Origin of the sequence: Spongiactinospora sp. TRM90649, assembly GCF_029382225.1 — a bacterium.
GTDB lineage: Bacteria > Actinomycetota > Actinomycetes > Streptosporangiales > Streptosporangiaceae > Spongiactinospora.
On the sequence record NZ_JARLTC010000004.1, the window covers coordinates 41,528 to 65,031 of the forward strand.

General features: G+C 71.8%; 22 protein-coding genes. 3 read left to right on the top strand and 19 right to left on the bottom strand.

Annotated features, from left to right (window positions below):
- The 17 genes from secD to pgsA all read right to left on the bottom strand — a co-directional run bounded on the left by secD (position 1) and on the right by pgsA (position 15,697).
- Positions 1-1,794: a protein translocase subunit SecD gene (secD, locus tag P3X83_RS05160; RefSeq protein ID WP_277303690.1), complete on the bottom strand. Its 1,794-nt coding sequence runs from the start codon at positions 1,792-1,794 to the stop codon at positions 1-3.
- 86 nt (positions 1,795-1,880) lie between these two features.
- Positions 1,881-2,264: a preprotein translocase subunit YajC gene (gene yajC, locus P3X83_RS05165; protein ID WP_277303691.1), complete on the bottom strand. Its 384-nt coding sequence runs from the start codon at positions 2,262-2,264 to the stop codon at positions 1,881-1,883.
- A 233-nt stretch (positions 2,265-2,497) separates the two neighbouring features.
- The gene (gene ruvB / locus P3X83_RS05170; protein ID WP_277303742.1) at positions 2,498-3,517 is read right to left on the bottom strand and encodes a Holliday junction branch migration DNA helicase RuvB; all 1,020 of its coding nucleotides are present in this window, start codon (positions 3,515-3,517) and stop codon (positions 2,498-2,500) included.
- Positions 3,518-3,622: 105 nt separating this feature from the next.
- Positions 3,623-4,243 (bottom strand): Holliday junction branch migration protein RuvA, encoded by a 621-nt coding sequence (gene ruvA, locus P3X83_RS05175; RefSeq protein WP_277303692.1) that lies wholly within the window; start codon positions 4,241-4,243, stop codon positions 3,623-3,625.
- A complete protein-coding gene (gene ruvC, locus P3X83_RS05180; protein WP_277303743.1) occupies positions 4,240-4,773 on the bottom strand; it encodes a crossover junction endodeoxyribonuclease RuvC in 534 nt (177 codons plus the stop codon). Before ruvC ends, ruvA begins: the two co-directional genes overlap by 4 nt.
- A gap of 90 nt (positions 4,774-4,863) precedes the next feature.
- A complete protein-coding gene (locus P3X83_RS05185) occupies positions 4,864-6,021 on the bottom strand; it encodes a GNAT family N-acetyltransferase (RefSeq protein ID WP_277303693.1) in 1,158 nt (385 codons plus the stop codon).
- A 44-nt stretch (positions 6,022-6,065) separates the two neighbouring features.
- Positions 6,066-6,818: a YebC/PmpR family DNA-binding transcriptional regulator gene (locus P3X83_RS05190; RefSeq protein WP_277303694.1), complete on the bottom strand. Its 753-nt coding sequence runs from the start codon at positions 6,816-6,818 to the stop codon at positions 6,066-6,068.
- A 4-nt stretch (positions 6,819-6,822) separates the two neighbouring features.
- On the bottom strand, positions 6,823-7,425 hold the full coding sequence (pdxT, locus tag P3X83_RS05195; RefSeq protein WP_277303695.1) for a pyridoxal 5'-phosphate synthase glutaminase subunit PdxT: 603 nt from the start codon (positions 7,423-7,425) through the stop codon (positions 6,823-6,825).
- A gap of 54 nt (positions 7,426-7,479) precedes the next feature.
- Complete coding sequence (locus tag P3X83_RS05200; RefSeq protein ID WP_277303696.1) at positions 7,480-7,803, bottom strand: MFS transporter; 324 nt, start codon at positions 7,801-7,803, stop codon at positions 7,480-7,482.
- An 88-nt stretch (positions 7,804-7,891) separates the two neighbouring features.
- Complete coding sequence (locus P3X83_RS05205) at positions 7,892-8,329, bottom strand: MarR family transcriptional regulator (protein WP_277303697.1); 438 nt, start codon at positions 8,327-8,329, stop codon at positions 7,892-7,894.
- Between the two features lie 91 nt (positions 8,330-8,420).
- Positions 8,421-10,100, bottom strand: a complete 1,680-nt coding sequence (locus P3X83_RS05210; protein WP_277303698.1) for an alkaline phosphatase D family protein — start codon at positions 10,098-10,100, stop codon at positions 8,421-8,423.
- Positions 10,101-10,326: 226 nt separating this feature from the next.
- Positions 10,327-11,274, bottom strand: coding sequence for a pyridoxal 5'-phosphate synthase lyase subunit PdxS (gene pdxS, locus P3X83_RS05215; RefSeq protein ID WP_277303699.1), 948 nt, complete (start codon positions 11,272-11,274; stop codon positions 10,327-10,329).
- Between the two features lie 20 nt (positions 11,275-11,294).
- On the bottom strand, positions 11,295-12,314 hold the full coding sequence (locus tag P3X83_RS05220) for a DUF3048 domain-containing protein (protein WP_277303700.1): 1,020 nt from the start codon (positions 12,312-12,314) through the stop codon (positions 11,295-11,297).
- Between the two features lie 125 nt (positions 12,315-12,439).
- A complete protein-coding gene (locus tag P3X83_RS05225; RefSeq protein ID WP_277303701.1) occupies positions 12,440-12,982 on the bottom strand; it encodes a hypothetical protein in 543 nt (180 codons plus the stop codon).
- On the bottom strand, positions 12,979-14,118 hold the full coding sequence (locus tag P3X83_RS05230) for a glycosyltransferase family 4 protein (protein ID WP_277303702.1): 1,140 nt from the start codon (positions 14,116-14,118) through the stop codon (positions 12,979-12,981). Before P3X83_RS05230 ends, P3X83_RS05225 begins: the two co-directional genes overlap by 4 nt.
- 6 nt (positions 14,119-14,124) lie before the next feature.
- Positions 14,125-15,063: a phosphatidylinositol mannoside acyltransferase gene (locus tag P3X83_RS05235; protein WP_277303703.1), complete on the bottom strand. Its 939-nt coding sequence runs from the start codon at positions 15,061-15,063 to the stop codon at positions 14,125-14,127.
- Entirely contained in the window at positions 15,035-15,697 is a 663-nt protein-coding gene (gene pgsA, locus P3X83_RS05240; protein WP_277303704.1) for a phosphatidylinositol phosphate synthase, read from the bottom strand. The genes P3X83_RS05235 and pgsA overlap by 29 nt, the downstream gene beginning before the upstream one ends.
- Positions 15,698-15,924: 227 nt before the next feature.
- Between pgsA and P3X83_RS05245 the strand changes: the two genes are divergently transcribed.
- The 3 genes from P3X83_RS05245 to P3X83_RS05255 all read left to right on the top strand — a co-directional run bounded on the left by P3X83_RS05245 (position 15,925) and on the right by P3X83_RS05255 (position 22,080).
- Positions 15,925-18,054: an elongation factor G-like protein EF-G2 gene (locus P3X83_RS05245; RefSeq protein ID WP_277303705.1), complete on the top strand. Its 2,130-nt coding sequence runs from the start codon at positions 15,925-15,927 to the stop codon at positions 18,052-18,054.
- A 127-nt stretch (positions 18,055-18,181) separates the two neighbouring features.
- Complete coding sequence (locus P3X83_RS05250; RefSeq protein ID WP_277303706.1) at positions 18,182-19,804, top strand: family 10 glycosylhydrolase; 1,623 nt, start codon at positions 18,182-18,184, stop codon at positions 19,802-19,804.
- 128 nt (positions 19,805-19,932) lie between these two features.
- Complete coding sequence (locus P3X83_RS05255) at positions 19,933-22,080, top strand: hypothetical protein (protein WP_277303707.1); 2,148 nt, start codon at positions 19,933-19,935, stop codon at positions 22,078-22,080.
- On the opposite strand, the gene P3X83_RS05260 is transcribed toward P3X83_RS05255, so the two are convergent.
- A complete protein-coding gene (locus P3X83_RS05260) occupies positions 22,045-22,842 on the bottom strand; it encodes an NAD(P)H-binding protein (RefSeq protein ID WP_277303708.1) in 798 nt (265 codons plus the stop codon). The two genes, P3X83_RS05255 and P3X83_RS05260, sit on opposite strands and share 36 nt — an antisense overlap.
- 58 nt (positions 22,843-22,900) lie before the next feature.
- Positions 22,901-23,464, bottom strand: a complete 564-nt coding sequence (locus P3X83_RS05265) for an HIT domain-containing protein (protein WP_277303709.1) — start codon at positions 23,462-23,464, stop codon at positions 22,901-22,903.
- Positions 23,465-23,504 lie beyond the last annotated feature (40 nt).

Genomic DNA, 23,504 nt, shown 5'->3' on the forward strand with positions numbered 1-23,504 from the left:
TCAGGCCTCCCTCGGGGCTGTCGTACGGACGGTGGTGTCGAGGCTCATGCGCTCGGCGTCCAGGCCGGATAGCTTGTGTCCCTTGCTGAAGAACTTCAGCCTGGCCAGCAGCGCGACGAACGGCTTGGTGAACATGAAGACGACCACGATGTCGATCAGCGTGGTCAGGCCCATCGCGAAGGCGAAGCCGGCCACACCGCCCACCGCGAGGAAGTAGAGCACCAGCGCGGCGATGAACATCACCGCGTCGGCGATCAGGATCGTACGGCGGGCGCGCACCCACGCCACCTCGACGGCCGCCCTTAGCGACCGCCTGCCCTCCTTCATCTCATCTCGAATACGTTCGAAATAGACGATGAAGGAGTCGGCTGTGATGCCGATCGACACGACGAGGCCGATGATGTGCGGCAGCGAGAGCCGGAACCCGGCGTTGGCGCCCAGCACGACCACCGACTGGTAGGTCAGGATGGTCGCCACCGCGAGGCTCAGCACCGAGACGACGCCCAGCCCCCGGTAGTAGAGCAGGGAGTAGATCACGACCAGGGCCAGGCCGATGCCGCCGGCGATGAGGCCGCCCCTGAGCTGGTCTGCGCCGAGCGTGGAGGAGACCTCCGAGATCGAGCTGCGGACGAACTTCAGCGGCAGCGCGCCGTACTTGAGCTGGTTGGCCAGCTCGTTGGCGCTCTCCTGGTTGAAGGTGCCGGAGATCTGCGCCCGGCCGCCGTTGATGGGCTCCTGGATGACGGGGGCGGAGATCACCACGCCGTCGAGGACCATGGCGACCTGGTTGCGCGGCGCCTGGCTGTTGAAGGCCGTCGTGGTGACCTTGCCCCACTCCTGGCCGCCCTTGCTCTTGAAGCTGAGCTGGACCAGCCACTCGCCGGTGTCCTGGGCCACGCCGGAGTCGGCGCTGGCGATCTCGGTGCCGACCACGGCGGCCTTGTCCAGGATGTAGCGCGCGGCGCCCTCGGCGTCGCAGACCGCGATCTGCTTGGTGGGGTCGTCCTGTGCGCCCTGGCCGCGGTCCTTCTTCGTGCAGTCGAGCTTCTTGAACTGCTCGATCACCGCGGGGTCGATGCCGGTCGGGTCGATGCCGGCCATCGGGTCGTCGGGCTGCGGGGCGGCGGGGGTGGGCGCCGGCGTGGCCTGGCCCTTGTCGTCGCCCTTCTCCTTGCCCTTCTCGTCGCCCTTCTCGCCCTTCTTGTCAGAGGGCTGTGCCGAGGGCTCCGCCGACCCCGTGGGCGTGGCCGCCGGGGTGGGGTTGGTCATCACGGAGAATGAGCGCTTACCGCCGGTGAAGCCGCTCTGGGCGCCGGGGCTGCCGCTCTCGGCCGGATCCGGCGAGCCCGCGCTCTGCGAGGGCGTGGCCGCCGGGGATCCGGTCGGGGCGGGCGCCGGCGTGCCGTTGGGCGACCCGCTCGGGGTCGGGGCGGCCGTGGGCATCTGGGCCGCGGCCGCGGCGATGCCGAGCACCTGTCGGAACCGCAGTTCCGCCGTGGTACCGACCAGCTTCACGACATCTTCCTGCCCCACGCCGGGGACAGAGATCACGATATTGTCGCCCGACCTCGCGACCTCCGCGTCGGAGATGCCTGTGCCGTTGACCCGGTCGCGGATGATGTTGACCGCGAGGTCGAGGCTCTCCTGTGACGGCGGCTGGTTGTTCGACGTCACCGGGGACAGCGTCACGATCGTGCCGCCGGCCAGGTCGAGGCCGAATAGGGGGGCGAACGCCCGCTGCAGGGACATGGTCCCGCCCAGGGCGAGGATGAGGGCCACGAGGAGGAGGAGCATGCGCCCCGGCCTGCTGTGGCTGCTGGTCGGTCGTCGGGCCACTGGTCGCCTGTTTCCTTCGGGTGAAAGGGTTTGTCGTAGCCTAATCAGGGCTTGCCGGTGCTTGATCCCTTCCCGTCGCCGTCGACCGGCTCGGCGTGGTCGGCGTCGCGATCCTGATCGTCATCGGCCGTGGTGTCCGTCTCGGCCTCTTCTTCTTCGACGGGCGTGATGACGCGCCCGATCGCCCCCTTGATGAAACGGCTCTCCACTCCGGGAGCGATTTCCAGGATCACGTCCTCACCGTCGATCGCGACCACGGTCGCGAACATGCCGGTCGTGGTCATCACGCGCGTTCCCGGCGCCAGGGAGTTCTGCATGCGCAACTGCTCCTGCTGGCGCTTGCGCTGCGGCCTGATCAGCAGGAAGTAGAAGACCACCACCAGCAAGATCAGCGGCAGAAAGGAGGTAAGCGCGTTATTGCCGCCCACGATGGGCCACCTTCCATGTGGATGAGACCGGCTCTCGCCGATCGTTTCGTGCGATGTGCGGCCACGCCGCTCAGCACGTCAGCCTACACAGCCAGCCAAGGCAGGGAGTGTAGGCGAGCAGTGCACGGCCCGGCAACGAACCCACGATGCGGCGCGCGGGAAAGTTCCCGCTTCGAGACCCTTGTCATCGATCTGTGATGAGGATAAGGCGCGCCGCGTGCGGTCGGAACGATTCAAGGCTCGCCCGGCGCGGCGACGCCGAACGCGTCGGGCGGCGGGATGAGACCCAGGTGGGTCCAGGCCGCGGCGGTGGCGACCCGGCCGCGTGGCGTGCGGGCCAGCAGACCCTGGCGTACGAGGAAGGGCTCGGCCACGACCTCGACCGTCTCGGGCTCCTCGCCCACGGCGACCGCCAGCGTGGACAGGCCCACCGGGCCGCCGCCGAACTTGCGCAGCAGCGCGGCGAGCACCGCCCGGTCGAGGCGGTCGAGGCCCTCGGCGTCGACCTCGTAGAGGTTGAGCGCGGCGGACGCGATGTCGACGGTCAGCGCGCCGTCCGCACGAACCTCGGCGAAGTCGCGCACCCTGCGCAGCAGGCGGTTGGCGATGCGGGGCGTGCCGCGCGAACGGCGGGCGATCTCTCGCGCGGCGTCTTCCGGGAGCGTGACGTCGAGCAGGCGGGCCGAGCGGTACAGGACCAGTTCCAGCTCGGCGGCGTCGTAGAAGTCCATGTGCGCGACGAAGCCGAACCGGTCGCGCAGCGGCGCGGGCAGCAGCCCGGCCCTGGTGGTGGCGCCGACGAGGGTGAAGGGCGCGATCTCCAGCGGGATCGCGGTCGCGCCCGGGCCCTTGCCGACCACGATGTCGACCCGGAAGTCTTCCATCGCCAGGTAGAGCATCTCCTCGGCGGGGCGGGCCATCCGGTGGATCTCGTCGATGAACAGCACCTCGCCCTCGGCGAGCGTGGACAGGATCGCGGCGAGGTCGCCGGCGCGCTCCAGCGCGGGCCCGGATGTGAGGCGCAGCGGCGCGCCCAGCTCCGCGGCGATGATCATGGCCAGGGTGGTCTTTCCCAGGCCGGGGGCCCCGCTCATCAGCACGTGGTCGGGCGCCTTGCCGCGCCGCAGCGCGCTTTCCAGGACCAGCGAGAGCTGCTCACGCACCCGGCCCTGGCCGATGAACTCGCCCAGCCGCCTCGGGCGCAGCGCCGCCTCGACGGCGCGCTCGTCGCCGTCGGCGTCGGACGAGACCAGGTCGCGGGAGTAGGGCCCGGCCTGCGGGCCGGGCGACCCGGGCGACTCCGGCGGCTCGGGGAACTCGGGGAAGACGTGCGAAGAGTCGGAGGACACCGCCACAACCTAACGAACGCTCAGCGCGCGCAGCGCGGCCTTCAGCAGCAGGGCGATCTGCGGCGCCCGCCCGGCGGCGAGGTCGGCGTCGGCCTGCGGGGCGACGACGGCCACCGCCTCGTCGGCGTCGCGCGTGGAGTATCCCAGCCCGACCAGGCCGCTGTGCACCTGCTCGCGCCAGGGCGGCGCGATCGTCGGCGAGGAATCGCCGGGGATGCCCGTGTCGAGCGGGACGCCGAGCTTGTCCTTCAACTCCAGGATGACGCGCTGGGCGACCTTCGGCCCGATGCCCGGCACCATGGTCAGCGCCTTGACGTCGCCGCCGGCCACCGCGAGCCGCAACTGCGCGGGCGCGTGGACGGCCAGCATGGCCAGCGCCAGCTTCGGCCCGACCCCCGCCACCCGCTGCACCGACTCGAACACGTCGCGCTCGTCGCGCTCGGCGAAGCCGAAGAGGGTGAGGGACTCCTCGCGTACCACCAGCGAGGTGGCGAGCCCGGCGGACTCCCCCACGCGCAGCGCGGCGAGCGTGCCGGGCGTGCAGTGGACCAGCATGCCGACCCCGCCGACCTCGACCACGGCCGTGCCCGGCCCGATCGCCGTGACCCTTCCCGACACCGACGCGATCACGCCCCCACCCCTCTTCCGGCTTTCGCCCTGGCCAGCGCCTCGGCCATGCGGTTCTGCGCGCCCGCCCGCCACACGTGGCAGATCGCCAGGGCCAGCGCGTCGGCGGCGTCGGCCGGCTTGGGGGTGGCCGACAGCCGCAGCAGGCGGGTGACCATGGCGCCGACCTGCTTCTTGTCGGCGGTGCCGCTGCCGGTGATGGCGGCCTTGACCTCGCTCGGTGTGTGCAGGGCGACGGGCAGGCCGCGCCGCGCGGCGCAGACGATGGCCACCGCGGACGCCTGCGCGGTGCCCATCACGGTGCGGGTGTTGTGCTGGGCGAAGACGCGCTCGACGGCGACGGAGTCGGGGCGGATCTCGTCGAGCCAGCGCTCGATCTCCGCCTCGATGGCGACGAGCCGGGCTCCGATCTCGTCGTCGGGCGGGGTGCGGACCACGCCGACCGCCACCATCGACAGCGGTGAGCCCGGACGGCCCTCCACCGCTCCGAGCCCGCATCGGGTCAGCCCCGGATCGACTCCGAGCACCCGCAGGCCGGGCAAGCGCACCGGCACCCCTCTCCACGAACACCTGTTCGGGGGCCGACTCTATCGTGTGCGGCCCCCGCGCGCACCCGTGACACGTCAGAAGTAGTCCAGCATGTACGGCGCGCCGCGGAAAGCCGCTTCCAGCGCCTCGTCCACGGCGGGGCCGCCGCCGTGCAGCCGTCCCGAGCGGCGCAGCGCGCCCGCGGGCACGCCCCCGAACAGGGCCGACAGCCCGCCGATGGACACGCGGGTGCCTTCGCCGCCCTCGGCCCGGGTGGCCCTGCCCTCTCCCCCGGCGACCTCCAGGCGCCAGGCGCCGGAGTTGGCGGGCCGCTGCGGGTCGTCCACCGTGAGGACGGTGTCGAGCGTGACGTTCCCGGGGAAGCCGCGCCCGGCGACGGCGGCGGGCACGTCGATCAGCCGGAACATCCAGCGGACCTGCGCGACCTCGTCGCGGGAGCGCTCGCGCAGCATCCAGAAGACCGGGTCGTCGGGGGCGACGCAGGCGCGCACGGACTTGGCGACCGAGGAGGAGGAGCCGACCAGGGACCACATCGCGCGGGCGGTGGCGTGCGATCCGGCCACCAGGGTGTCGACGTCGATGTCGCCGCCGTCCCAGCGGTAGAGCAGGAAGCCGTCCTCGGCGCCGTAGATGAGGTCGTTCTCCTCGCCGAGCCATTCGCGCCAGGTCGCCTCGTCCCAGCAGACCGGGCCGCTGGCGCGGGCGGCGGAGTGGACACGCCCGATGATCGCGATGACCTCGGCGACGTCGTCGGGGCCGAGCCTGCGCAGCTTGACCGGTTCGTCCGGAGATCCGATGGCGCGCAGGGCCTCGGCGGGGAAGGTCGCGACGTGCTGCGCCCCCACGTGCTCCCAGCCCAGGCCCCGGTAGACCGGGGTGGTGGCCGGGAACAGGACGGACACGGTGTGGCCGAGTTCGGCCGAACGCTCGATCGCGGCGCGCAGCAGCAGGCCGCCGACGCCGCGCCCGCGCTCCTCTGGGGCGACGGCGACGCCGCCGATGCCGGCCATGGAGGCGGGGCGCCCGTGCCACCACTGCCGGAACTCACCGATCCGGCAGGAGGCCACCAGGCGCGGGCCGTCGAAGGCGCCGACGCAGCGGCGGAGCGGGATCTGGCGTAGCATCGCCTGGCGCCAGGACTCGACGTCTCCGTCGGGCACCGGCCCGAACGCGCGTTTGCGGTTGTCGAGCACGGCGTCCAGGTCGTCGGCCGTCAGGTCGCGTATCTCCATGGGGCCCAAAGTTACGCATTCACCGCGCGTTCCGGCGAACCGTTTTAGTCGAGTTTGGCCATCACGTCGTCGGAGACGTCGAAGTTGGCCCAGACGTTCTGCACGTCGTCGCTGTCCTCCAGTGCCTCCAGCAGGCGGAACACCTTGCGCGCGCCGTCCTCGTCGAGCGCGACGCTCACCGAGGGCAGGAACGAGGCCTCGGCCGACTCGTAGTCGATTCCGGCCCCCTGCAGGGACTTGCGGACCTCGACCAGGTCGCCCGCCTCGGACACCACCTCGAAGGACTCGCCGAGGTCGTTGACCTCCTCGGCGCCCGCGTCGAGCACCGCCGTCAGCACGTCGTCCTCGGACAGCTCGCCGGCCTTGGGCACGATCACGACACCCTTGCGGTTGAACATGTAGGACACCGAGCCGGGGTCGGCCATGGAGCCGCCGTTGCGGGTGACCGCGACGCGCACCTCCGAGGCCGCGCGGTTGCGGTTGTCGGTGAGGCACTCCACGAGCACGGCGACGCCGCCGGGCGCGTAGCCCTCGTACATGATCGTCTGCCAGTCGGCGCCGCCGGCCTCAAGGCCGCCGCCGCGCTTCCTGGCCCGCTCGATGTTGTCCAGCGGGACGGAGTTCTTCCTGGCCTTCTGGATGGCGTCGAAAAGGGTGGGGTTTCCGTCTGGGTCGGGACCACCGGTTCTCGCCGCCACCTCGATGTTCTTGATGAGCTTGGCGAACAGCTTGCCGCGCTTGGCATCGAGCGCGGCCTTCTTGTGCTTGGTCGTCGCCCATTTGGAGTGGCCGGACATCGCCCTAGCGCTCCCTACCGTCTCTACGAACCATCTCGACAAAGTACGCGTGCACGCGGCCGTCACCGGTCAGCTCAGGATGGAAGGACGTCGCGAGCAGCGGGCCCTGACGGACCGCGACGATCCTATCCCCCGGGCGGGTGCGGCCCAGCACCTCGACGTCGCCGCCGAGCGTCTCGACCCAGGGCGCCCGGATGAAGACGGCACGCAGGATCCCGCCTCCGGCGAAGTCGATGTCGGACTCGAAGGAGTCGACCTGCCGGCCGAAGGCGTTGCGGCGCACCACCATGTCGATGCCGCCGATGGTCTGCTGACCTGCGATGCCGTCCTCGATGCGGTCGGCCAGCATGATCATGCCGGCGCAGGAGCCGTAGGCGGGCATGCCCTCCTTGATCCGCGCCTTGAGCGGGTCGAGCATTTCGAAGGCGTCGGCCAGTTTCCACATGGTCGTGGACTCGCCGCCGGGGATCACCAGCCCGTGGACGGCGTCGAGCTCCCCGGCCCGCCGTACGGCACGGACCTCGGCGCCCGCCGCGGAGAGCGCGCGCAGGTGCTCCCTCACGTCTCCCTGCAGGGCGAGCACACCGATGATGGGCGCGTTGGTCACGGAACATCCTTCGGGATCGTCTGGAACATCCTCGGCTAAACGTCGCAGCCGCCGTCAATCTTCCCAGATCACACCGTGGCCGGCGCATCGTGCGCCGTGTGGCCCGCGTCCACCCTGGCCAGGGCGCTCAGGTGACGCCTGCGCGCCCTCGGTGAAGACGGTGTTGCACGGCCCGATCGGGATGCCCGCCAGCGCGGCGAAGACCACGACCAGCGCCAGCCCGAGCAGCAGGGTGCGCTTGCCGCCGATCCGGTTGGACACCCAGCCGGTGATCGGCATGGCCACCGCCGTCATCAGGAAGTAGCCGGTGAACAGCGGCGACACCTCGCTCGGCGAGGCCGACAGGCCCTGCGCGATGGAGGGCAGGATCGGGTCCACCAGGCGATGCCCATGAAGGCGACGACGGCCGCGAAGGCCCCGGCCCACACGGCGACGGGCTGGCGCGGGATGCTCGTGTTCCCGGTTGTCATGTTCTCCTTACGAGCGCGGCCAGCGCGGGCAGCGCCGCGGCGATGGCCGCGCGCTCGTCCGGGGTCAGCTCCTGGAGCCGCCCGGCGAGATAGTCGTGCCTGGCCCGGCGAACCGCCGACAGGCGGGCACGGCCCCCGTCGGTCAGTTCGACGGTGCGGACCCTCGCGTCGGCGGGGTCGCCGCCCCGTATCACCAGGCCGGGGTCCTCCAGGCGGTTTATCTGGACCGTCATGGTGGGGAGCTGGACCCCGTGCTCCTCCGCCAGGTCGGTCATCCGTCGCGGGCCCGCCTCCAGGGAGCCGAGGACCGCGTACTGCTGGCTCGTGACCGGCTGCCCGGCGGCGGCCCTGCGCAGCAGCATCACCAGGTGGCGCAGCTCGCGGGACAGTCGCACGGCCAGCTCCGCGCTGTCGGCGGGGTCGGTGGACGTCATACTTAGCCAGTCTAACTTAGCCTGGCTAAGTATTAGCCGGGAGAACGGGCGGCGGCCTTCCGGCCGCCGCCCGTTACGAGGGGGCAGAGGTTCAGGGACGCCTGGTCTCGCGGTCCACGGTCTCCTGGATCGGGTCGCCGACCTGCCTGCGGGCCGACGGGTCCGCGGGGCGCAGGAACGTCTGGTGCACTCCCGGAACACGGTCCTCGATGGCGAAGCTCGCTCTGGTGTGCAGCGGGGAGTCCGGCGTGGTCACCGCGGGCAGTACCCGGAAGTCGGCGTCGATCCGGTCCTGGCCGATCCTGGTGAGCACGTAGCCGCGCTGGTTGTTGAAGAACCGCAGGTGCGGGTTGATGGTGAGGAACGGGTGGGTCGCCGGGTCGGAGTCGGCTCCGTCGCCGCCCGTGCTGATCGAGCTGGTGACCAGCTCGGAGCCCACGGTCGCCGACGTGGGGTCGTCGTAGTCGAGCTTCAGGTCGCTGGCCCAGTGCGCGTGCACGTCGCCGGTGAGCACCACCGCGTTGCGCACTCCGGCGTCCACCCAGCCCCTGGTGATCCGCTCACGGGAGGCGACGTAGCCGTCCCAGGCGTCCTGGCTGGTCACCTTGAGCGGACCGGCGTTGTTGTCGCGCTGGGCGAAGAAGACCTGCTGTCCCAGGACGTCCCAGCGGGACCTGGACAGGCGGAAGCCGCGCAGCAGCCATTCCTCCTGCTCGGCGCCGGTGATGGTGCGGTTGGGGTCCACCGACTCCGGGCAGTCCCGGTAGCCGTCGCCGCAGCCCTGGTCGTCGCGGTACTGCCGGGTGTCGAGCATGTGGAAGGTGGCCAGCCGTCCCCAGCGGATCCGCCGGTAGAGCTGCATGTCGATGCCCTTGGGGACCGACGTGCGGCGCAGCGGCATGTTCTCGTAGTAGGCGCGGAAGGCGGCCTCCCGCCTGGCCAGGAAGTTCGGCTGCGGGACGTCGGGCCGCTCGGGGACCTCGTCGGCCCAGTTGTTGTCCAGCTCGTGGTCGTCCCAGACCACCGCCCAGGGGGCGGCCGCGTGCGCGGCCTGCAGGTCAGGGTCCGCCTTGTACTGGGCGTGGCGCTGGCGGTAGTTGGCCAGCGTCTCGGTCTCTGGGCCTTCGTGGTGGCGGATGTTGCCGCCGGGGATGGTGTAGGTGTCGCGCCGGTACTCGTACTGGTAGTCGCCGAGGTGCAGGATCAGGTCCGGGTTCTCCTCGGCGAGCCGCCGGTAGGCGGTGAAGTAGCCGTGCTCGTACTGCGCGCAGGAGACGAACGCCATGGTCAGGCCGGGGCCGTAGGACAGCGGGTGGGGCGAGGTGCGCGCGCGGCCCACTCCCGAGAGGTGGCGGCCGGTCCGGAAGCGGTACCAGTAGTCGCGGTCCGACAGCAGGCCGTCCAGTTCGACGTGGACACTGTGGCCCCATTCCGGCCTGGCGACGGCGGTGCCCTGCCGTACGACCTTGCGGAAGCGCGCGTCGGTGGCGACCTGCCACTGCACGGGCACCGGACGGCCGGGCATCCCGCCCGCGCCGTCCTCGGCCAGGGGCTGCGGGGCCAGCCGGGTCCAGATGACGAAGCCGTCGTCGGCGGGGTCGCCGGAGGCGACGCCGAGGGTGAACGGATCGGAGCGGAGCTCTCCCGCGGCCGCGGCGGTTCCCGCGATCTCGTCGGGGGTCGGGTCGGCCGAGGCCGCGGCGGGCACGCCCGCGACGGCGCCCGCGGCGAGCCCGGTCACGATGAAGGATCGCCTGCTGAGTGGGGACATGAGGGGACCTCCACGAACGATCGGAGGAAGCGATCAAGCTTCGGGACGACCGCAGCTTGACGAAGGCCGATGTCCGGGAGGTTCCATTACGGTGGCCGCTGACCCAATTTGACCCAACGTTAACTTGTTCAAGAGTCCGACCCGAACGACTTGTAACGTTCCATTACCCCTGAACAACGAAATCCGGCGGAACCGCCTGGGATCCGCCGGATTCGTGGGCCGCCGCCTACCAGCCGCGCTCGGCGAGCCGGTGCGGCTGCGGGATTTCGTCCACGTTGATGCCGACCATGGCCTCGCCCAGCCCGCGCGAGACCTTGGCGAGCACGTCGGGGTCGTCGTGGAAGGTGGTGGCCTTCACGATCGCCGCGGCGCGCTTGGCCGGGTCGCCGGACTTGAAGATGCCCGAGCCGACGAACACGCCCTCCGCGCCGAGCTGCATCATCATCGCGGCGTCGGCCGGGGTGGCGATGCCGCCCGCGGTGAACAGCACGACCGGCAGCTTGCCGAGCTTGGCGACCTCGGCCACCAGCTCGAACGGCGCCTGTAGTTCCTTGGCGGCGACGTACAGCTCGTCCTCGGCCAGACCGGCCAGCCGGCGGATCTCGCCCCGGATGCGCCGCATGTGCATGGTGGCGTTGGAGACGTCTCCGGTGCCGGCCTCGCCCTTGGAGCGGATCATCGCCGCGCCCTCGGTGATCCGGCGCAGCGCCTCGCCCAGGTTGGTCGCACCGCACACGAAGGGCACGGTGAACTTCCACTTGTCGATGTGGTTGGCGTAGTCGGCGGGGGTGAGGACCTCGGACTCGTCCACGTAGTCGACCCCGAGCGCCTGCAGCACCTGGGCTTCGACGAAGTGACCGATGCGGGCCTTGGCCATGACCGGGATGGAGACCGCGCCGATGATGCCCTCGATCATGTCGGGGTCGCTCATGCGCGACACGCCGCCCTGGGCGCGGATGTCGGCGGGAACCCGCTCCAGAGCCATGACCGCGACCGCTCCGGCGTCCTCGGCGATCTTGGCCTGCTCGGCGGTGACGACGTCCATGATCACGCCGCCCTTGAGCATCTCGGCCATGCCGCGCTTGACCCGGGCGGTTCCGGTTGAGGAGGTTTCGGTTACTTCGGGACTGCTGCTCGACACGGGTGCATACCTCACGACGGCGGGCGTATTCATCACTTCCAGGATAGTTGCTCTCAGGGCTGAACCGGCTTCGGGGCGGCGATGACCACCCAGACCTGGCCCCTGGCGAACGGCAGGGGCTCACCGGCCTCCGTGGTGAAGGTGGTCCCCTTCTCCTCCGCCTCGCGCGACCAGCGGGCCTTGTAGGCCTTGCCGTCGCGCAGGACCACCGCCCGGCCCTTGCCCGTGGTCTGGATCAGCGGCGTGTAGCTGCCGGTGAAGTCGTGGAACTGGGAGCGGGTGGTCTTGGCGTACTGCACCACGACGGTCGGCGCCCCGAGCTGACGGCCCTCCGCGCCCATGTCCTTCTTGCCGTCCTGCCAGATCAGCCAGCGCTTCTGCGCGTCGTCCCAGCGGAAGTCGAAGGTGGCCGCCGGATAGCGGACCTTGAACGCCTTGCGCTCGGCGCCCCCTTCCGGGGCCTCGTCGGCGAATGTGTACCCGACGTCGTCCGCCTTGGTCGCCTTCGGCGCCTGGCGGAGCAACTGGCGGGGGTTGGCCACCAGGTTGTACGGCGCGGACCTGCCGGGCTCGCGGTTGTAGGCCGATCCGGCCGCGCTGTCGGAGACGTCGAACAGCGACGCCTCCTGCACGAACGGGATCATCTTGGTCTGGACGCCCGAGTAGGCCAGGGCGGGCTTGCCGAACTGCGGCAGGATGTGCAGGTCGGAGATCCGGGCCGAGCGGACCGGCCCGACCTTGGCCGGCAGCTTGGAGGAGAAGATCGCCATCAGCCGGGTCAGGCCGCCCTCGACCTGCTCGACGTAGACGATGTCGGCGCTGCTCACGCCGATCTGCGGCTTGCCCGCCGCGGTGTTCTCGATCTTCACGGCCAGCACCGGCTTGCGCGCGGCGGTGGGCCTGCCGGTGAAGGGGTGCTCGGGCTGGGGGGTCGGTGTGGGAGTGGCGGCCTCGGAGGTCGCCGCCTGCGGGGCGCTCGGTGTGCCCCCGCCGCTGCCCGACGAGCAGGCCGCGACCGGAGCCAGGACGGCCACCCCGGCCAGCGTGACCGTCATCACCCGAAATGCCCGCACGTGTCATCCCCTCCGCTTTTGCCGTGAATCGGGGACGAGCTTACCGATGTCATCTAAGAGCCAGCTCAAAATAGGGTAACGAAGGTCAACAGACCCCACTTTTCCCGATAACCGGCGATGATCTGTTACTCGGCGGCCATGGACGAGGGCGGGGTGTCATCGATCTCGAAGAAACTGGGGAACTCGGTGCGGCCCGCCAGCCGCAGGGTGCGGGCCAGCCACCGGCGCTGGGCCGTCCGCGTGACGCCCGCCGCGTTGTTGTAGAACCGGCGCGCGTAGACGACCTTGGCCACCGCCTCGTCCAGCTCCTCCAGCAGCACGACGCCCCCGGCGCTCTCGCCCAGCTTCTCCCTGAAGCGCTCCTGGTCCACCGCCGCGCGCAGGGTACCGGACAGGTCGCTCTCGGCGTGCTCGCGCTCCTCGGGGCCCGCCGTGCGGGCCTCGTGCGCCGCCGAGGCGAGCACCAGGGAGGTGGCCGGGTCGAGGAGCCGCGAGGCGGCCAGCTCCAGGCAGACCGCGGCGCGGCGCACCAGGGCCGCGTCGAGCGCCTCCCAGGCCAGTTCCAGGCGGATGTGCAGGCGGTCCAGGCGACCCGCCCGCCAGGAGATGTAGACGCCGGTGAGCACGAGCAGGACACCGGCGATCAGGACGACGATCGTGCTGGTCATGAGGCGCTCGACCGGTCCTCTTCGACGCCGGGCTGATGCTGGGTGACCGTCTCGTACACCCGGACCACGTCACGGGCCACCGTGGACCAGTCGTACTTGCGCACCGCGCGCCGCGCCTCGTCGGACAGGCGCGTCCTGCGCTCGGGGTCGTCGAGCAGCCGCCCCGCCTCCTCCGCCAGCGAGCGCGCGTCGCCGTTGGTGAACAGCGCGCCCGCCTCGCCCTCGCCGAGCACGCGGCGGAAGGCGGGGATGTCGCTGGCCAGCACCGTGGCCCCGGCCGACATGGCCTCGGCCAGGACGATGCCGAAGCTCTCGCCCCCGGTGTTGGGCGCGCAGAAGACGTCGACCGAGTGGTAGGCGCGCACCTTCTCCTCCTCGCTGACCATGCCGAGCAGGGTGACCCGGTCGTGCAGCCCGGCGGGCACCCGCTGGTAGACGTCGCCCGCGTCGCCGGGACCGGCGATCAGCAGGCGCAGCCCCGGACGGCTCGGGGCCAGCAGGGCGAACGCCTCCAGCAGGATCGGCAGGCCCTTGCGCGGCTCGTCCATCCGGCCGAGGAAGCCCAGCGTGTCACCGTCCGGACCCCAGCCAGGCAGGGGCTCCCCCTCGGTGTAGCGGCTCACCGTCACGCCATTGGGGATCAGCACCGTGTCGCCGCCGAACTGCTCGACCAGGCTCTTGCGCGCGGCGTCGGAGACCGCGATGCGCCCGCTCAGCTTCTCCAGTGCGCTGCGCAGCATCGGCTCGGCCACCGCGATCGCCCGCGAGCGGACCCACGAGGCGTGGAACGTGGCCACGATCGGGCCCTTGGCCGCCCAGCAGGCCAGCACGCCCAGGCTGGGCACCAGCGGCTCGTGGATGTGCAGCACGTCGAAGCCGCCCTCGCGGACCCAGCGCCGCACGCGGGCGGCCGACAGGAACCCGAAGGCCATCCGCGCCACCGACCCGTTGTAGGGCACCGGCATCGCGCGGCCCGCCGAGACCACGTAGGGCGGCAGGTCGGCGTCGTCGGAGGCGGGCGCGATCACCGAGACGTGGTGGCCGTCGGCCATCAGCGCCTCCGCGAGGTCGCGGATGTGCGCCATCACCCCGCCGGGGACGTCCCACGCGTAGGGACAGACCAGGCCGATCCTCATGTTCGGTCATCCACGCCGGGGCTCCAGGTCGTCCAGCCACAGCCGCTGCAGCATGTGCCAGTCCTGCGGATGCTCGGCGATGCCCTTCTCGAAGACGTCCATCAGTCCCTGCGCGACGACGGCGATCTTCTCCTGGCGGGTGCCCTCCTCCGGGACCGGGATCTCCGGATGGATGTGGATCCCCCAGTCGTCGCCCTCGAACCACAGGATCACCGGCAGCAGGGCGCATCGGGTCTGTACGGCGAGCAGCGGCGGCCCCGCGGGCACCCGGGTGCGCGCCCCGTAGAAGTCGACCTCGATCCCCTTGGCCGTGAGGTCGCGCTCGGCGGGCAGGCACACCACCCCGCCCTTGCGCACCCGCTGCGCCAGCGTGGCGTAGCTGAGGCCGTCGCCGCCGGTCAGCGGCAGCACCTCCATGCCCAGGCCCTCGCGGAAGCTCACGTAACGGCGGTACAGCGACTCGGGCCGCAGGCGCTCCGCGACGGTCGTGAACGGGTGCCCGACACCGGCCAGCCACGCGCCCGCCTGGTCCCAGTTGCCCATGTGCGGCAGCGCCAGCACCGCGCCGCGACCGGCCTTGACCGCCTCCTGGACGTGCTCCAGGCCGATCGTGTGGCTGCGGGCGACGACCTCGTCGCGGTCCATCGCGGGCAGCCGGAAGACCTCGTGGAAGTAGCGCAGGTAGGAGCGCATCCCGGCTTTGCTCAACTCGCGCATCTCGGGGCTGTCGGCGCGCAGGCCGGTCACCCTGGCCAGGTTGGACTCCAGGCGGCGCACGCCCTTGCCCCGGCGGCGCCACACCTGGTCGGCGGCCACACGGAAGGCGGCGGCCGTCAGCCTCTCGGGCAGCCGGGGGACCACGGCCCACCCGGCGGCGAACCCGGCGGACACAAGGCGCTGGGCCGTCGTCGGCTTGTCAGGCTTGGCGGTCATCGGTGCGGTCATCGGTCTCCCGGTCGGGGGCTGGGCCCGCGGGCACGGCCGCGGCGCCGATCTGGCGGTGGACGTGCAGCACGCGCTGCCCGACGGTCACCACGCTGGCCACCGCGAGCAGCCAAAGTCCCACGCCCAGAATGTACGGTACGCCGAACCCGTCGAGTCCCGCCGCGACCAGCACGATCAGCAGCCGCTCCGGCCGCTCCACCAGCCCGACGTCGCAGGTCAGGCCCAGGCCCTCGGCGCGGGCCTTGGCGTAGGACACCAGCGCGCCCGCGACCAGGCAGAACAGCGCCACGCCCGCCAGGACGAGCTGGTCGTCGAGCACGAACCAGAAGAGCAGGCCCGCGAAGATCGAGGCGTCGCCCAGCCGGTCGAGGGTGGAGTCGAGGAAGGCGCCCCAGGTGCCCCCGGTGCCGGTCAGCCTCGCCAGCACGCCGTCGAGCAGGTCGGCGAGCACGAAGAAGGTGATCACCAGCGTGCCTGCGAGGAGCTGGCCGCGCGGGAAGAAGAACAGTGCCGCCGCCGCCGTGCCGAGGGTGCCGATGACGGTCACCGTGTTCGGGCTGACCCCATGACGGGCCAGCGCCCTGCCCAGCGGGGTCAGGACTCGGGTGACGGCGGGACGCAGGAGTTTCAGCATCGCGGTCCGATCGTAGGACACCCGTGGAGAGGACCGCCCTGGAACGTGTGCGAGCCGAGCACTTTACCCTCTCCCCCTTGTGAGATTCGCCACATCGGGTGTTTGGTGAACACACCGCGTCTTGTCGGTGACCCCGCAAGCTCGGCACAACGGCACGCGTCAGGACACGGTGGCGGAGCCGACCGCGGCCGTGCGCCGTGGGTGGACGAGACGACGCTGGAGGCGACATGGCTGACAAGACGGCCGGCGCGACCACGGGAGCCGCGGGCAGGGCACCGGCGGCCGACCTGCCTGACCTGGTGAGAAACGTGGTGCTGGTCGGCCATTCGGGAGCGGGGAAGACCACCCTGACCGAATCCCTGCTGGCCGCTACGGGCACCGTACAGCGCGCCGGGCGTGTGGAGGACGGCACCACCGTCAGCGACTTCGACGAGGTCGAGGTGCGCCAGCAGCGCTCGGTCAACCTGACCCTGGCCCCGCTCGTGCACAACGGAATCAAGATCAACCTGCTGGACACCCCCGGCTACGCCGACTTCGTGGGCGACCTGCGGGCCGGGCTGCGCGCCGCCGACGCCGCGCTGTTCGTGGTCTCCGCCGCCGAGGGCGTGGACGGCCTCACCAAGATGCTCTGGGAGGAGTGCGCGTCGGTCGGCATGCCCAGGGCCGTGGTGATCACCAAGATCGACCACCAGCGGGCCGACTTCGACGAGGTGCTCACCTCCTGCCAGGACGCTTTCGGCGACGGCGTGGCGCCGCTTTACCTGCCGCACGACGGCGGCCTGGTCGGCCTGCTGTCACAGCGCTTCTTCGACTACTCGGGCGGCCGGCGCACCGAGCGCGACCCCGAGGGCGACCTCCTGGACACGATCGAGCAGTACCGAGGCATGCTCATCGAGGGGATCATCCAGGAGTCCGAGGACGAATCGCTGATGGACCGCTACCTGTCGGGCGAGGAGATCGACGCCAAGGTCCTGGTCGACGACCTGGAGAAGGCGGTGGCCAGGGGCGGCTTCTATCCCGTGCTCCCCACCGGCGCCGGCATCGGCTCCATCGAGGTGCTGGAGCTCATCACCCAGGGCTTCCCCTCCCCGCTCGAACACCCGCTGCCCGAGATCACCACGATCGACGGCCGGCCGGTCGCCGACGTCTCGTGTGACCCCGCCGGCCCGCTGGTCGCCGAGGTGGTCAAGACCACCAGCGACCCCTACGTGGGCCGGATCAGCCTGGTGCGGGTCTTCTCCGGCACGCTGCGGCCCGACATGACCGTGCACGTGTCAGGCCACGGGCTGGCCGACCGCGGCCACGAGGACCACGACGTGGACGAGCGGATCGGCACGCTGTCCTCGCCGCTCGGCAAGACCCAGCGGCCCGCGGCCAAGTGCGTCGCGGGCGACATCGTCGCCGTGGCCAAGCTGTCGCGCGCCGAGACCGGCGACACGCTGTCCGACAAGGACCGGCCGCTGCTGATGAAGGCGTGGACCATGCCCGACCCGCTGCTGCCGGTGGCCATCCGCGCCAAGTCCAAGGCCGACGAGGACAAGCTCGGCCAGGCCCTGGGACGGCTGGTCGCCGAAGACCCCACGGTCCGGCTGGAGAACAACGCCGAGACCCGCCAGCTCGTGCTGTGGTGCATGGGCGAGGCGCACGCCGACGTCCTGCTCGACCGCCTGGCCAAGCGCTACGGCGTGGAGGTGGAGCGGGTCGATCTGCGGGTGCCGCTGCGCGAGACCTTCGGCGGCAAGTGCCAGGCCATGGGCCGCAACGTCAAGCAGACCGGCGGGCACGGGCAGTACGCCATCTGCCATCTGGAGGTCGAGCCGCTGCCGTCCGGCGGCGGGTTCGAGTTCGTGGACAAGATCGTCGGCGGGGTCGTGCCCCGCCAGTTCATCCCGTCGGTGGAGAAGGGGGTGCGCGCCCAGATGGAGCGGGGCGTGCTCGCCGGATACCCGATGGTCGACGTCCGGGTCACGCTCTACGACGGCAAGGCGCACTCGGTCGACTCCTCCGACATGGCCTTCCAGATCGCCGGGTCGCTGGCGCTGAAGGAGGCCGCGAGCAAGGTGGCCACGCTGCTGCTGGAACCGGTGGACGAACTCGCGGTGCTGGTCGGCGACGACTACGTGGGTTCCGTGATGTCGGACCTCTCCTCGCGGCGCGGCCGGGTGCTCGGCACCGAGCCCGTCGGCACCGGCCGTACGCTCGTCCGGGCCGAGGTGCCCGAACTGGAGATCACCCGATACGCGATCGACCTGCGCTCGATGTCGCACGGCACGGGCACCTTCCACCGCGCCTTCCTGCGCTACGAGCCGCTGCCGTCGCACCTGGCCGGCAAGGTCGCCGCCCACAACGACGCCTGAGACCGGCCTCTGGCGGGCGGCGTCCCCCGGACGCCGCCCCTCAGGGGCCCTTCATCACGCAAGCATCACGAAACGATTTCTGTTTTCCGGTCAGAGCATGCCGCCCGCGATGTAAGACTGAGGAACCATGCGCACCGGTAACCAGGAGACGAGCGCCATGCGAAAGGCGCTGCTCGCGGCCGCGGCCATCGCCGTGGCGGCGACCGCCACCGCCTACGTGTTCGGCCCCGACGCCGAGGCCGACCAGCGCAAGCCGCGGACGGGCCAGGCCCGGAGCGCCGCCGAGCCCGGTAAGGCCGGGCAGGAGACACGGCCGCTCAGCACCGCGAGCGGCGCGCCCGTTTGCGAGGTCGATCCCGCCTATCCCAAGCGCCAGATGCGCGGCCTGTGGATCGCCACCGTCAACAACCTCGACTGGCCATCCAAGGCGACCCTCTCGCCGCAGCGGCAGCGCGCGGAGTACACACGCATCCTCGACGCCGCGGCCAAGCGCCGGTTCAACGCGGTGTTCGTGCAGGTGCGCCCCGCCTCCGACGCCATCTACAAGTCGCCCTACGAGCCGTGGTCGAAGTTCCTGACCGGCACCGAGGGCAAGGACCCCGGCTGGGACCCGCTGCCCTTCCTGATCAGCGAGGCGCACAAGCGCGGCCTGGAGTTCCACGCCTGGTTCAACCCCTACCGCGCCGCCTACGACGGCGACGCGAGCAAGCTGCCCGCCTCGCACCCCGCCAGGCGGCATCCCGACTGGGTGGTCAAGTACGACAACCGCCTGTACTACAACCCGGGCCTGCCGCAGGTGCGCGAACACGTGGTCAAGGTGGTGAAGGACGTCGTCAAGCGCTACGACGTGGACGGCGCGCACTTCGACGACTACTTCTACCCCTATCCCGGCCAGGGCGGCCGGTTCGCCGACCAGGCCGCCTTCCGCGAGTACGGCGGCGGCAAGAGCCTGGCCGCCTGGCGGCGCGACAACGTCAACAAGCTGGTCGCCGAGGTGGACGAGGCCGTCCACGAGACCCGGCCCGAGGTGAAGTTCGGCATCAGCCCGTTCGGCATCTGGCGCAACAAGTCGCAAGACCCCACCGGCTCGCGCACCAACGGCATGTCGGCCTACGACCAGATCTACGCCGACTCGCGCCACTGGATCAAGAAGGGCACCGTCGACTACATCATCCCGCAGCTCTACTGGCCGCGCGGCCAGGCCAACGCCGACTACTCGGTGCTCGCCCCGTGGTGGGCCAACGAGGTCAAGGGCACCGGGGTGCAGCTCTACATCGGCCAGGCCCTCTACCAGGTCGGCACCGCGGGCCCCTGGCGCAAGCCCGGCGAACTGCCCGCCCACCTCACGCTCAACGAGGGGCTGAAGCAGATCCGCGGCGACGTCTACTTCAGCGCCAAGTCGCTGCTCGCCAACCCGCTCGGCGTGGTCGACCGCCTGGTCAAGGAGCACTACAAGCGGCCCGCGCTGCTGCCGCTGATCAAGGACCTCGGCGGCCAGGCCCCGCCCAAGCCGGCCGACCTGCGCGTCTCCGGGGGCACGCTGACCTGGAAGGCGTCCGAGGGCGCCCGCTCCTACGCGGTGTACCGCGTGGACGGCGAGCCCGGCCGCTGCGCCACCGCCGACGCCCGCAACCTGGTCGCCGTAGTCTCCGGCGGGCAGAGCGTCGCCGCGGCCAAGCCGGGCACCTATCTGGTCACCGCCCTCGACCGCCTGAACAACGAATCGGCGGCGGCCCGGATCAAGATCTGACCCGGCTCCGTCCCGGAATCTCGCGAATCCTGGACGCGCGGCCCCCGGCTCCCCTACGGTGCCCGTCAGCGTCAGGGTGCCGTGGGGCGGGCCCCGGCAGGCGTACAGAGGGTCAGGGGGAAATTCTGGTGAGGCGGACGATGCTCGCGGTGGTGGCGTTGCTCACCGTGCTGGGGGTGCCGGGCGCCGCGTGGGCGTCCGGCGGTCCTGTGCCGTCGCTGGCGGAGCACGGCGCGCAGGGCCCGGTCGTTGCCCTGATCGGCGTCCCCGGGCTGCGCTGGGAGGATCTCAGCGCGCGAGAGACCCCCAATCTTTGGCGTCTGGCGGGCCAGAGCGCGCTGGGCACCATGTCCATCCGCACCGTGGGCCCCGTCACCTGCCCCTACGACGGATGGCTGACGGTCTCGGCCGGGGTCCGCTCGGCGGTCGGCTACCGCTGCGGCCTGCCGCCGGTCCCGGAGGCGCGCGGAGCGGGCGCGGTGATCCCCGACTACGGCTATCTGCACCACGTCGCGGGCCAGCGGCACGCGGGCGCCCTGGGCGAGGCGCTGCGCGCGGCCGGGCGGTGCGCCACCGCGATCGGGCCGGGCGGCGCGCTGGCCCTGGCCGACCGCTCCGGCGCGGTCGGCGTCTACCTGCCCTCCGCCGACGGCCTCACCGCCGCCGCGCTGGCCCGCTGCCCGATCGTGGCCGCCGACGTGGACGACCTGGCCCGCGCGTACCTGGCGGGAGGGTCTATCGCGAGGGTGGCCGAGCCGCTCTCGGCGGGCGACCGCGCCGCCGCCGTCCGCCAGGCCGACGCCAAGGTGGGCACGGTGCTGGCCGCGCTCCCGCCGGCCGCCACCGTGCTGGTCGCGGGCCTGGCCGACCACGGGTCGATCCCGCACCTGCGGGCCGCCATGCTGCGCGCGCCGCAGGCCGCGGGCCGTACGCTGGGCAGCTCCTCGACTCACCTGGCCGATGTCACGATCATCCCGGACATCACCGCCACGCTGCTGCACGCCGCCGGGGTCGCGCCCCCGGCCAACGTGGTCGGCACGCCGCTGACGCCCGGCACGGGCACGACCGGCCCGGTAGCCGACGCCGCCGCCGCGTTCGAGGCCGACGACGCGGCCGGGCAGACCATCAGGAACACCCTGACCGGGTTCTTCTTCGGCCTGGCCGTGCTGCAACTCGTGTTCTACCTGGTGGCGTTCCTGCTGATGCGGCGCAGGCGGGCGCTGGTCAGGGTCCGCGTGGCCGCGCTCGCGCTGTCGTCGGTCCCGGTCGCCAGCCTGCTGGTCAACCTGGCGCCCTGGGGCGGCGCGTCGAACCCGCTCGCCGCGCACGTCGGCGTCATCGTCGCGATCGCCCTGCTGATCACCGCGGTGGCGCTGGCCGGGCCCTGGCGGCGCGCCCCGCTGGGCCCGCTCGCCGTGGTGGCCGGAGTCACCGGGCTGGCGCTGGCCGCCGACCTGCTCACCGGCACCACCCTGCAGCTCAACAGCGTGATGGGCTACACCTCGGTCGTCGGATCGCGTTACTACGGCCTGGGCAACATCCCGTTCGCGCTGCTGGCCACGGGCATCCTGCTCACCTCCACCGTGGTCGCCCACCACCTGCTGAGCAGGGGCATGCGCGCGGCGGCGGTGGCCGCCGTGCTCGCGCTGGGCGGCGTGGCGATGATCCTCGGCGGCTGGCCGGGCATCGGCAGCGACTTCGGCGGCGTGATCGCCTTCCTGCCGGGCATCGCGGTGACCGCCCTCATGATCGCGGGCAGGCGGGTCTCGCCGGTCAAGCTGGGCGCGTTCTGCGTGGCGGGCGGCGTCGTGGTGATGGCCATCGCCTTCCTGGACTCCCTGCGCCCGCCCGCCGCGCAGACCCACCTGGGCAGGTTCGTCGGGCAGGTGGTCAGCGGCGAGGCCGTCGAGGTGATCCTGCGCAAGCTGGCGGCGATGATCGGCACCCTGGCCAACCCGATCCTGATGCCGATCCTGATCGGCGCCGCCGCCTTCCTGGTCTACGCGGTCCGCAACCCGGGCCAGGCCAGCGCGGGCGTGGTCACCGCCGCCTTCGAGCACTCCCCCGCCCTGCGCGCCGGTCTGGTCGGCACCCTGGTCAGCGGGGTCGTCGGCATGCTGGTCAACGACTCGGGCGCGGCGGTGCTCTCCATGGCGCTGGCGCTGGCCGTGCCGCTGGTGCTGGCGGCCGGGATCTCCGCGCTGCCCGGCGCGGGGCGCAGCCCCTCGTCCGACCCGGTGCTACCGGCCTCCGTGCCCACGCCCGGCCCCGCCTGAGCCCGCCAGGTAGTCCGCCCAGGTGATCGTGCCGGACGGCCGGGCGCCCGTGGTCAGGTGCCCGGCCCGGAAGGCGCGGCCCAGGCGTCCCGGCAGGCGCACGCGCAGCACCGGCCGCCTGACGCCACGGGCCCGCCGCCATGCGCCGAGCGTGGTGTCCACGTCGAGCACCTCCGGCCCGCCGTACTCCCGGATCTCCCCGGCCGGTCCGTCCGCGACGAGCGACAGCAGGGCGCCCGCGACGTCGCGGACGTCGACCGGCTGGGCGGTGATGCCGGGGTCGGCGAGCAGGAAGGGCAGCCGGGCCATGCCGCGCAGCGCCTGGTCCACGAACTCGTGGAACTGCGTCACGCGCATGATCGTCCAGGGCACCCCGCCCTGCCTGACCAGTTCCTCCGCCATGACCTTGGTGCGGAAGTAGCCCCACGGGACGCGGTCCACACCGACGATCGAGAGGTAGACCAGGTGCCGGACCCCGCACTCGCGGGCGGCGGCCAGCAGCCGCCGCGTGCCGTCCAGTTCCACCCGGCCGGTGTAGCGGCCCTTGTAGGGGGCGGAGGCGAGGTGCACGATGGTGTCCGCGCCCGCCACGGCCGGCGCCACCCCCTCCCCCGTGGTCAGGTCGGCCGTGCGCCATTCGGCACCGGCCGAGGAGCGCGGGCGGCGGCTCATCGCGCGCACGGTCAGGCCGTCGCGGGGGAAGGCGTCGAGCAGGGCGGTGCCCAGGCGTCCGGTCGCTCCCGTCACCAGAATCGTTCTCATGCCGGTGCGGACAACCCGCCGCCCCGGAATGTGACATCGCCCCGGCCGGACGAGGGAGTCAGGCGGTGTCTTCGTCCGAATGCCACGCCTGGGCGAGCAGTTCCCGGGTGTCGGCGAGCAGTTGGGGCAGCACCCTGGTGTGCCCGACCACCGGCATGAAGTTGGTGTCGCCGCCCCATCGGGGCACCACGTGCTGGTGCAGGTGGGCGGCGATGCCCGCGCCCGCCACGGCACCGAGGTTCATCCCGACGTTGAAGCCCTGCGCGCCGCCGGCCCTGCGCAGCGCGCCCAGCGCGCGCTGGGTGAACGCCGACAGCTCGGCGGTCTCCGCCGCGTCGAGGTCGGCGTAGTCGGAGACGTGGCGGTACGGGCACACCATCAGATGCCCGGAGTTGTACGGGTAGAGGTTGAGCACGGCGTAGACCGCGGCGCCCCGGGCGACGATCAGCCCTTCGGCGTCGTCCAGCTTGGGGATCTCGCAGAACGGGCAGCCGTCGTCAGGGCCGCTTCCGGCGGGCTTGTTCTCACCCTTGATGTAGGCCATCCGGTGCGGGGTCCACAGCCGCTGGAAGTTGTCCGGGTCGCCCGCGCCTGCCTGCTCGATCGGGTCGCTGTCGTGCATGCCATGCAGCATAGGGCGTGGCGGGGCAGGCGCGGGGCGG

Excerpts from the sequence above, each read along its gene's own strand:
- P3X83_RS05260 (WP_277303708.1), bottom strand. The coding sequence starts at position 22,842 with ATGAGAACGATTCTGGTGACGGGAGCGACCGGACGCCTGGGCACCGCC.
- P3X83_RS05190 (WP_277303694.1), bottom strand. The coding sequence starts at position 6,818 with ATGTCCGGCCACTCCAAATGGGCGACGACCAAGCACAAGAAGGCCGCG.
- P3X83_RS05185 (WP_277303693.1), bottom strand. The coding sequence starts at position 6,021 with ATGGAGATACGCGACCTGACGGCCGACGACCTGGACGCCGTGCTCGAC.
- P3X83_RS05230 (WP_277303702.1), bottom strand. The coding sequence starts at position 14,118 with ATGAGGATCGGCCTGGTCTGTCCCTACGCGTGGGACGTCCCCGGCGGG.
- P3X83_RS05250 (WP_277303706.1), top strand. The coding sequence starts at position 18,182 with ATGCGCACCGGTAACCAGGAGACGAGCGCCATGCGAAAGGCGCTGCTC.
- secD (WP_277303690.1), bottom strand. The coding sequence starts at position 1,794 with ATGCTCCTCCTCCTCGTGGCCCTCATCCTCGCCCTGGGCGGGACCATG.
- P3X83_RS05235 (WP_277303703.1), bottom strand. The coding sequence starts at position 15,063 with ATGACCGCACCGATGACCGCCAAGCCTGACAAGCCGACGACGGCCCAG.
- P3X83_RS05225 (WP_277303701.1), bottom strand. The coding sequence starts at position 12,982 with ATGACCAGCACGATCGTCGTCCTGATCGCCGGTGTCCTGCTCGTGCTC.
- P3X83_RS05245 (WP_277303705.1), top strand. The coding sequence starts at position 15,925 with ATGGCTGACAAGACGGCCGGCGCGACCACGGGAGCCGCGGGCAGGGCA.
- P3X83_RS05265 (WP_277303709.1), bottom strand. The coding sequence starts at position 23,464 with ATGCACGACAGCGACCCGATCGAGCAGGCAGGCGCGGGCGACCCGGAC.
- pdxS (WP_277303699.1), bottom strand. The coding sequence starts at position 11,274 with ATGAATACGCCCGCCGTCGTGAGGTATGCACCCGTGTCGAGCAGCAGT.
- pgsA (WP_277303704.1), bottom strand. The coding sequence starts at position 15,697 with ATGCTGAAACTCCTGCGTCCCGCCGTCACCCGAGTCCTGACCCCGCTG.
- P3X83_RS05205 (WP_277303697.1), bottom strand. The coding sequence starts at position 8,329 with ATGACGTCCACCGACCCCGCCGACAGCGCGGAGCTGGCCGTGCGACTG.
- P3X83_RS05210 (WP_277303698.1), bottom strand. The coding sequence starts at position 10,100 with ATGTCCCCACTCAGCAGGCGATCCTTCATCGTGACCGGGCTCGCCGCG.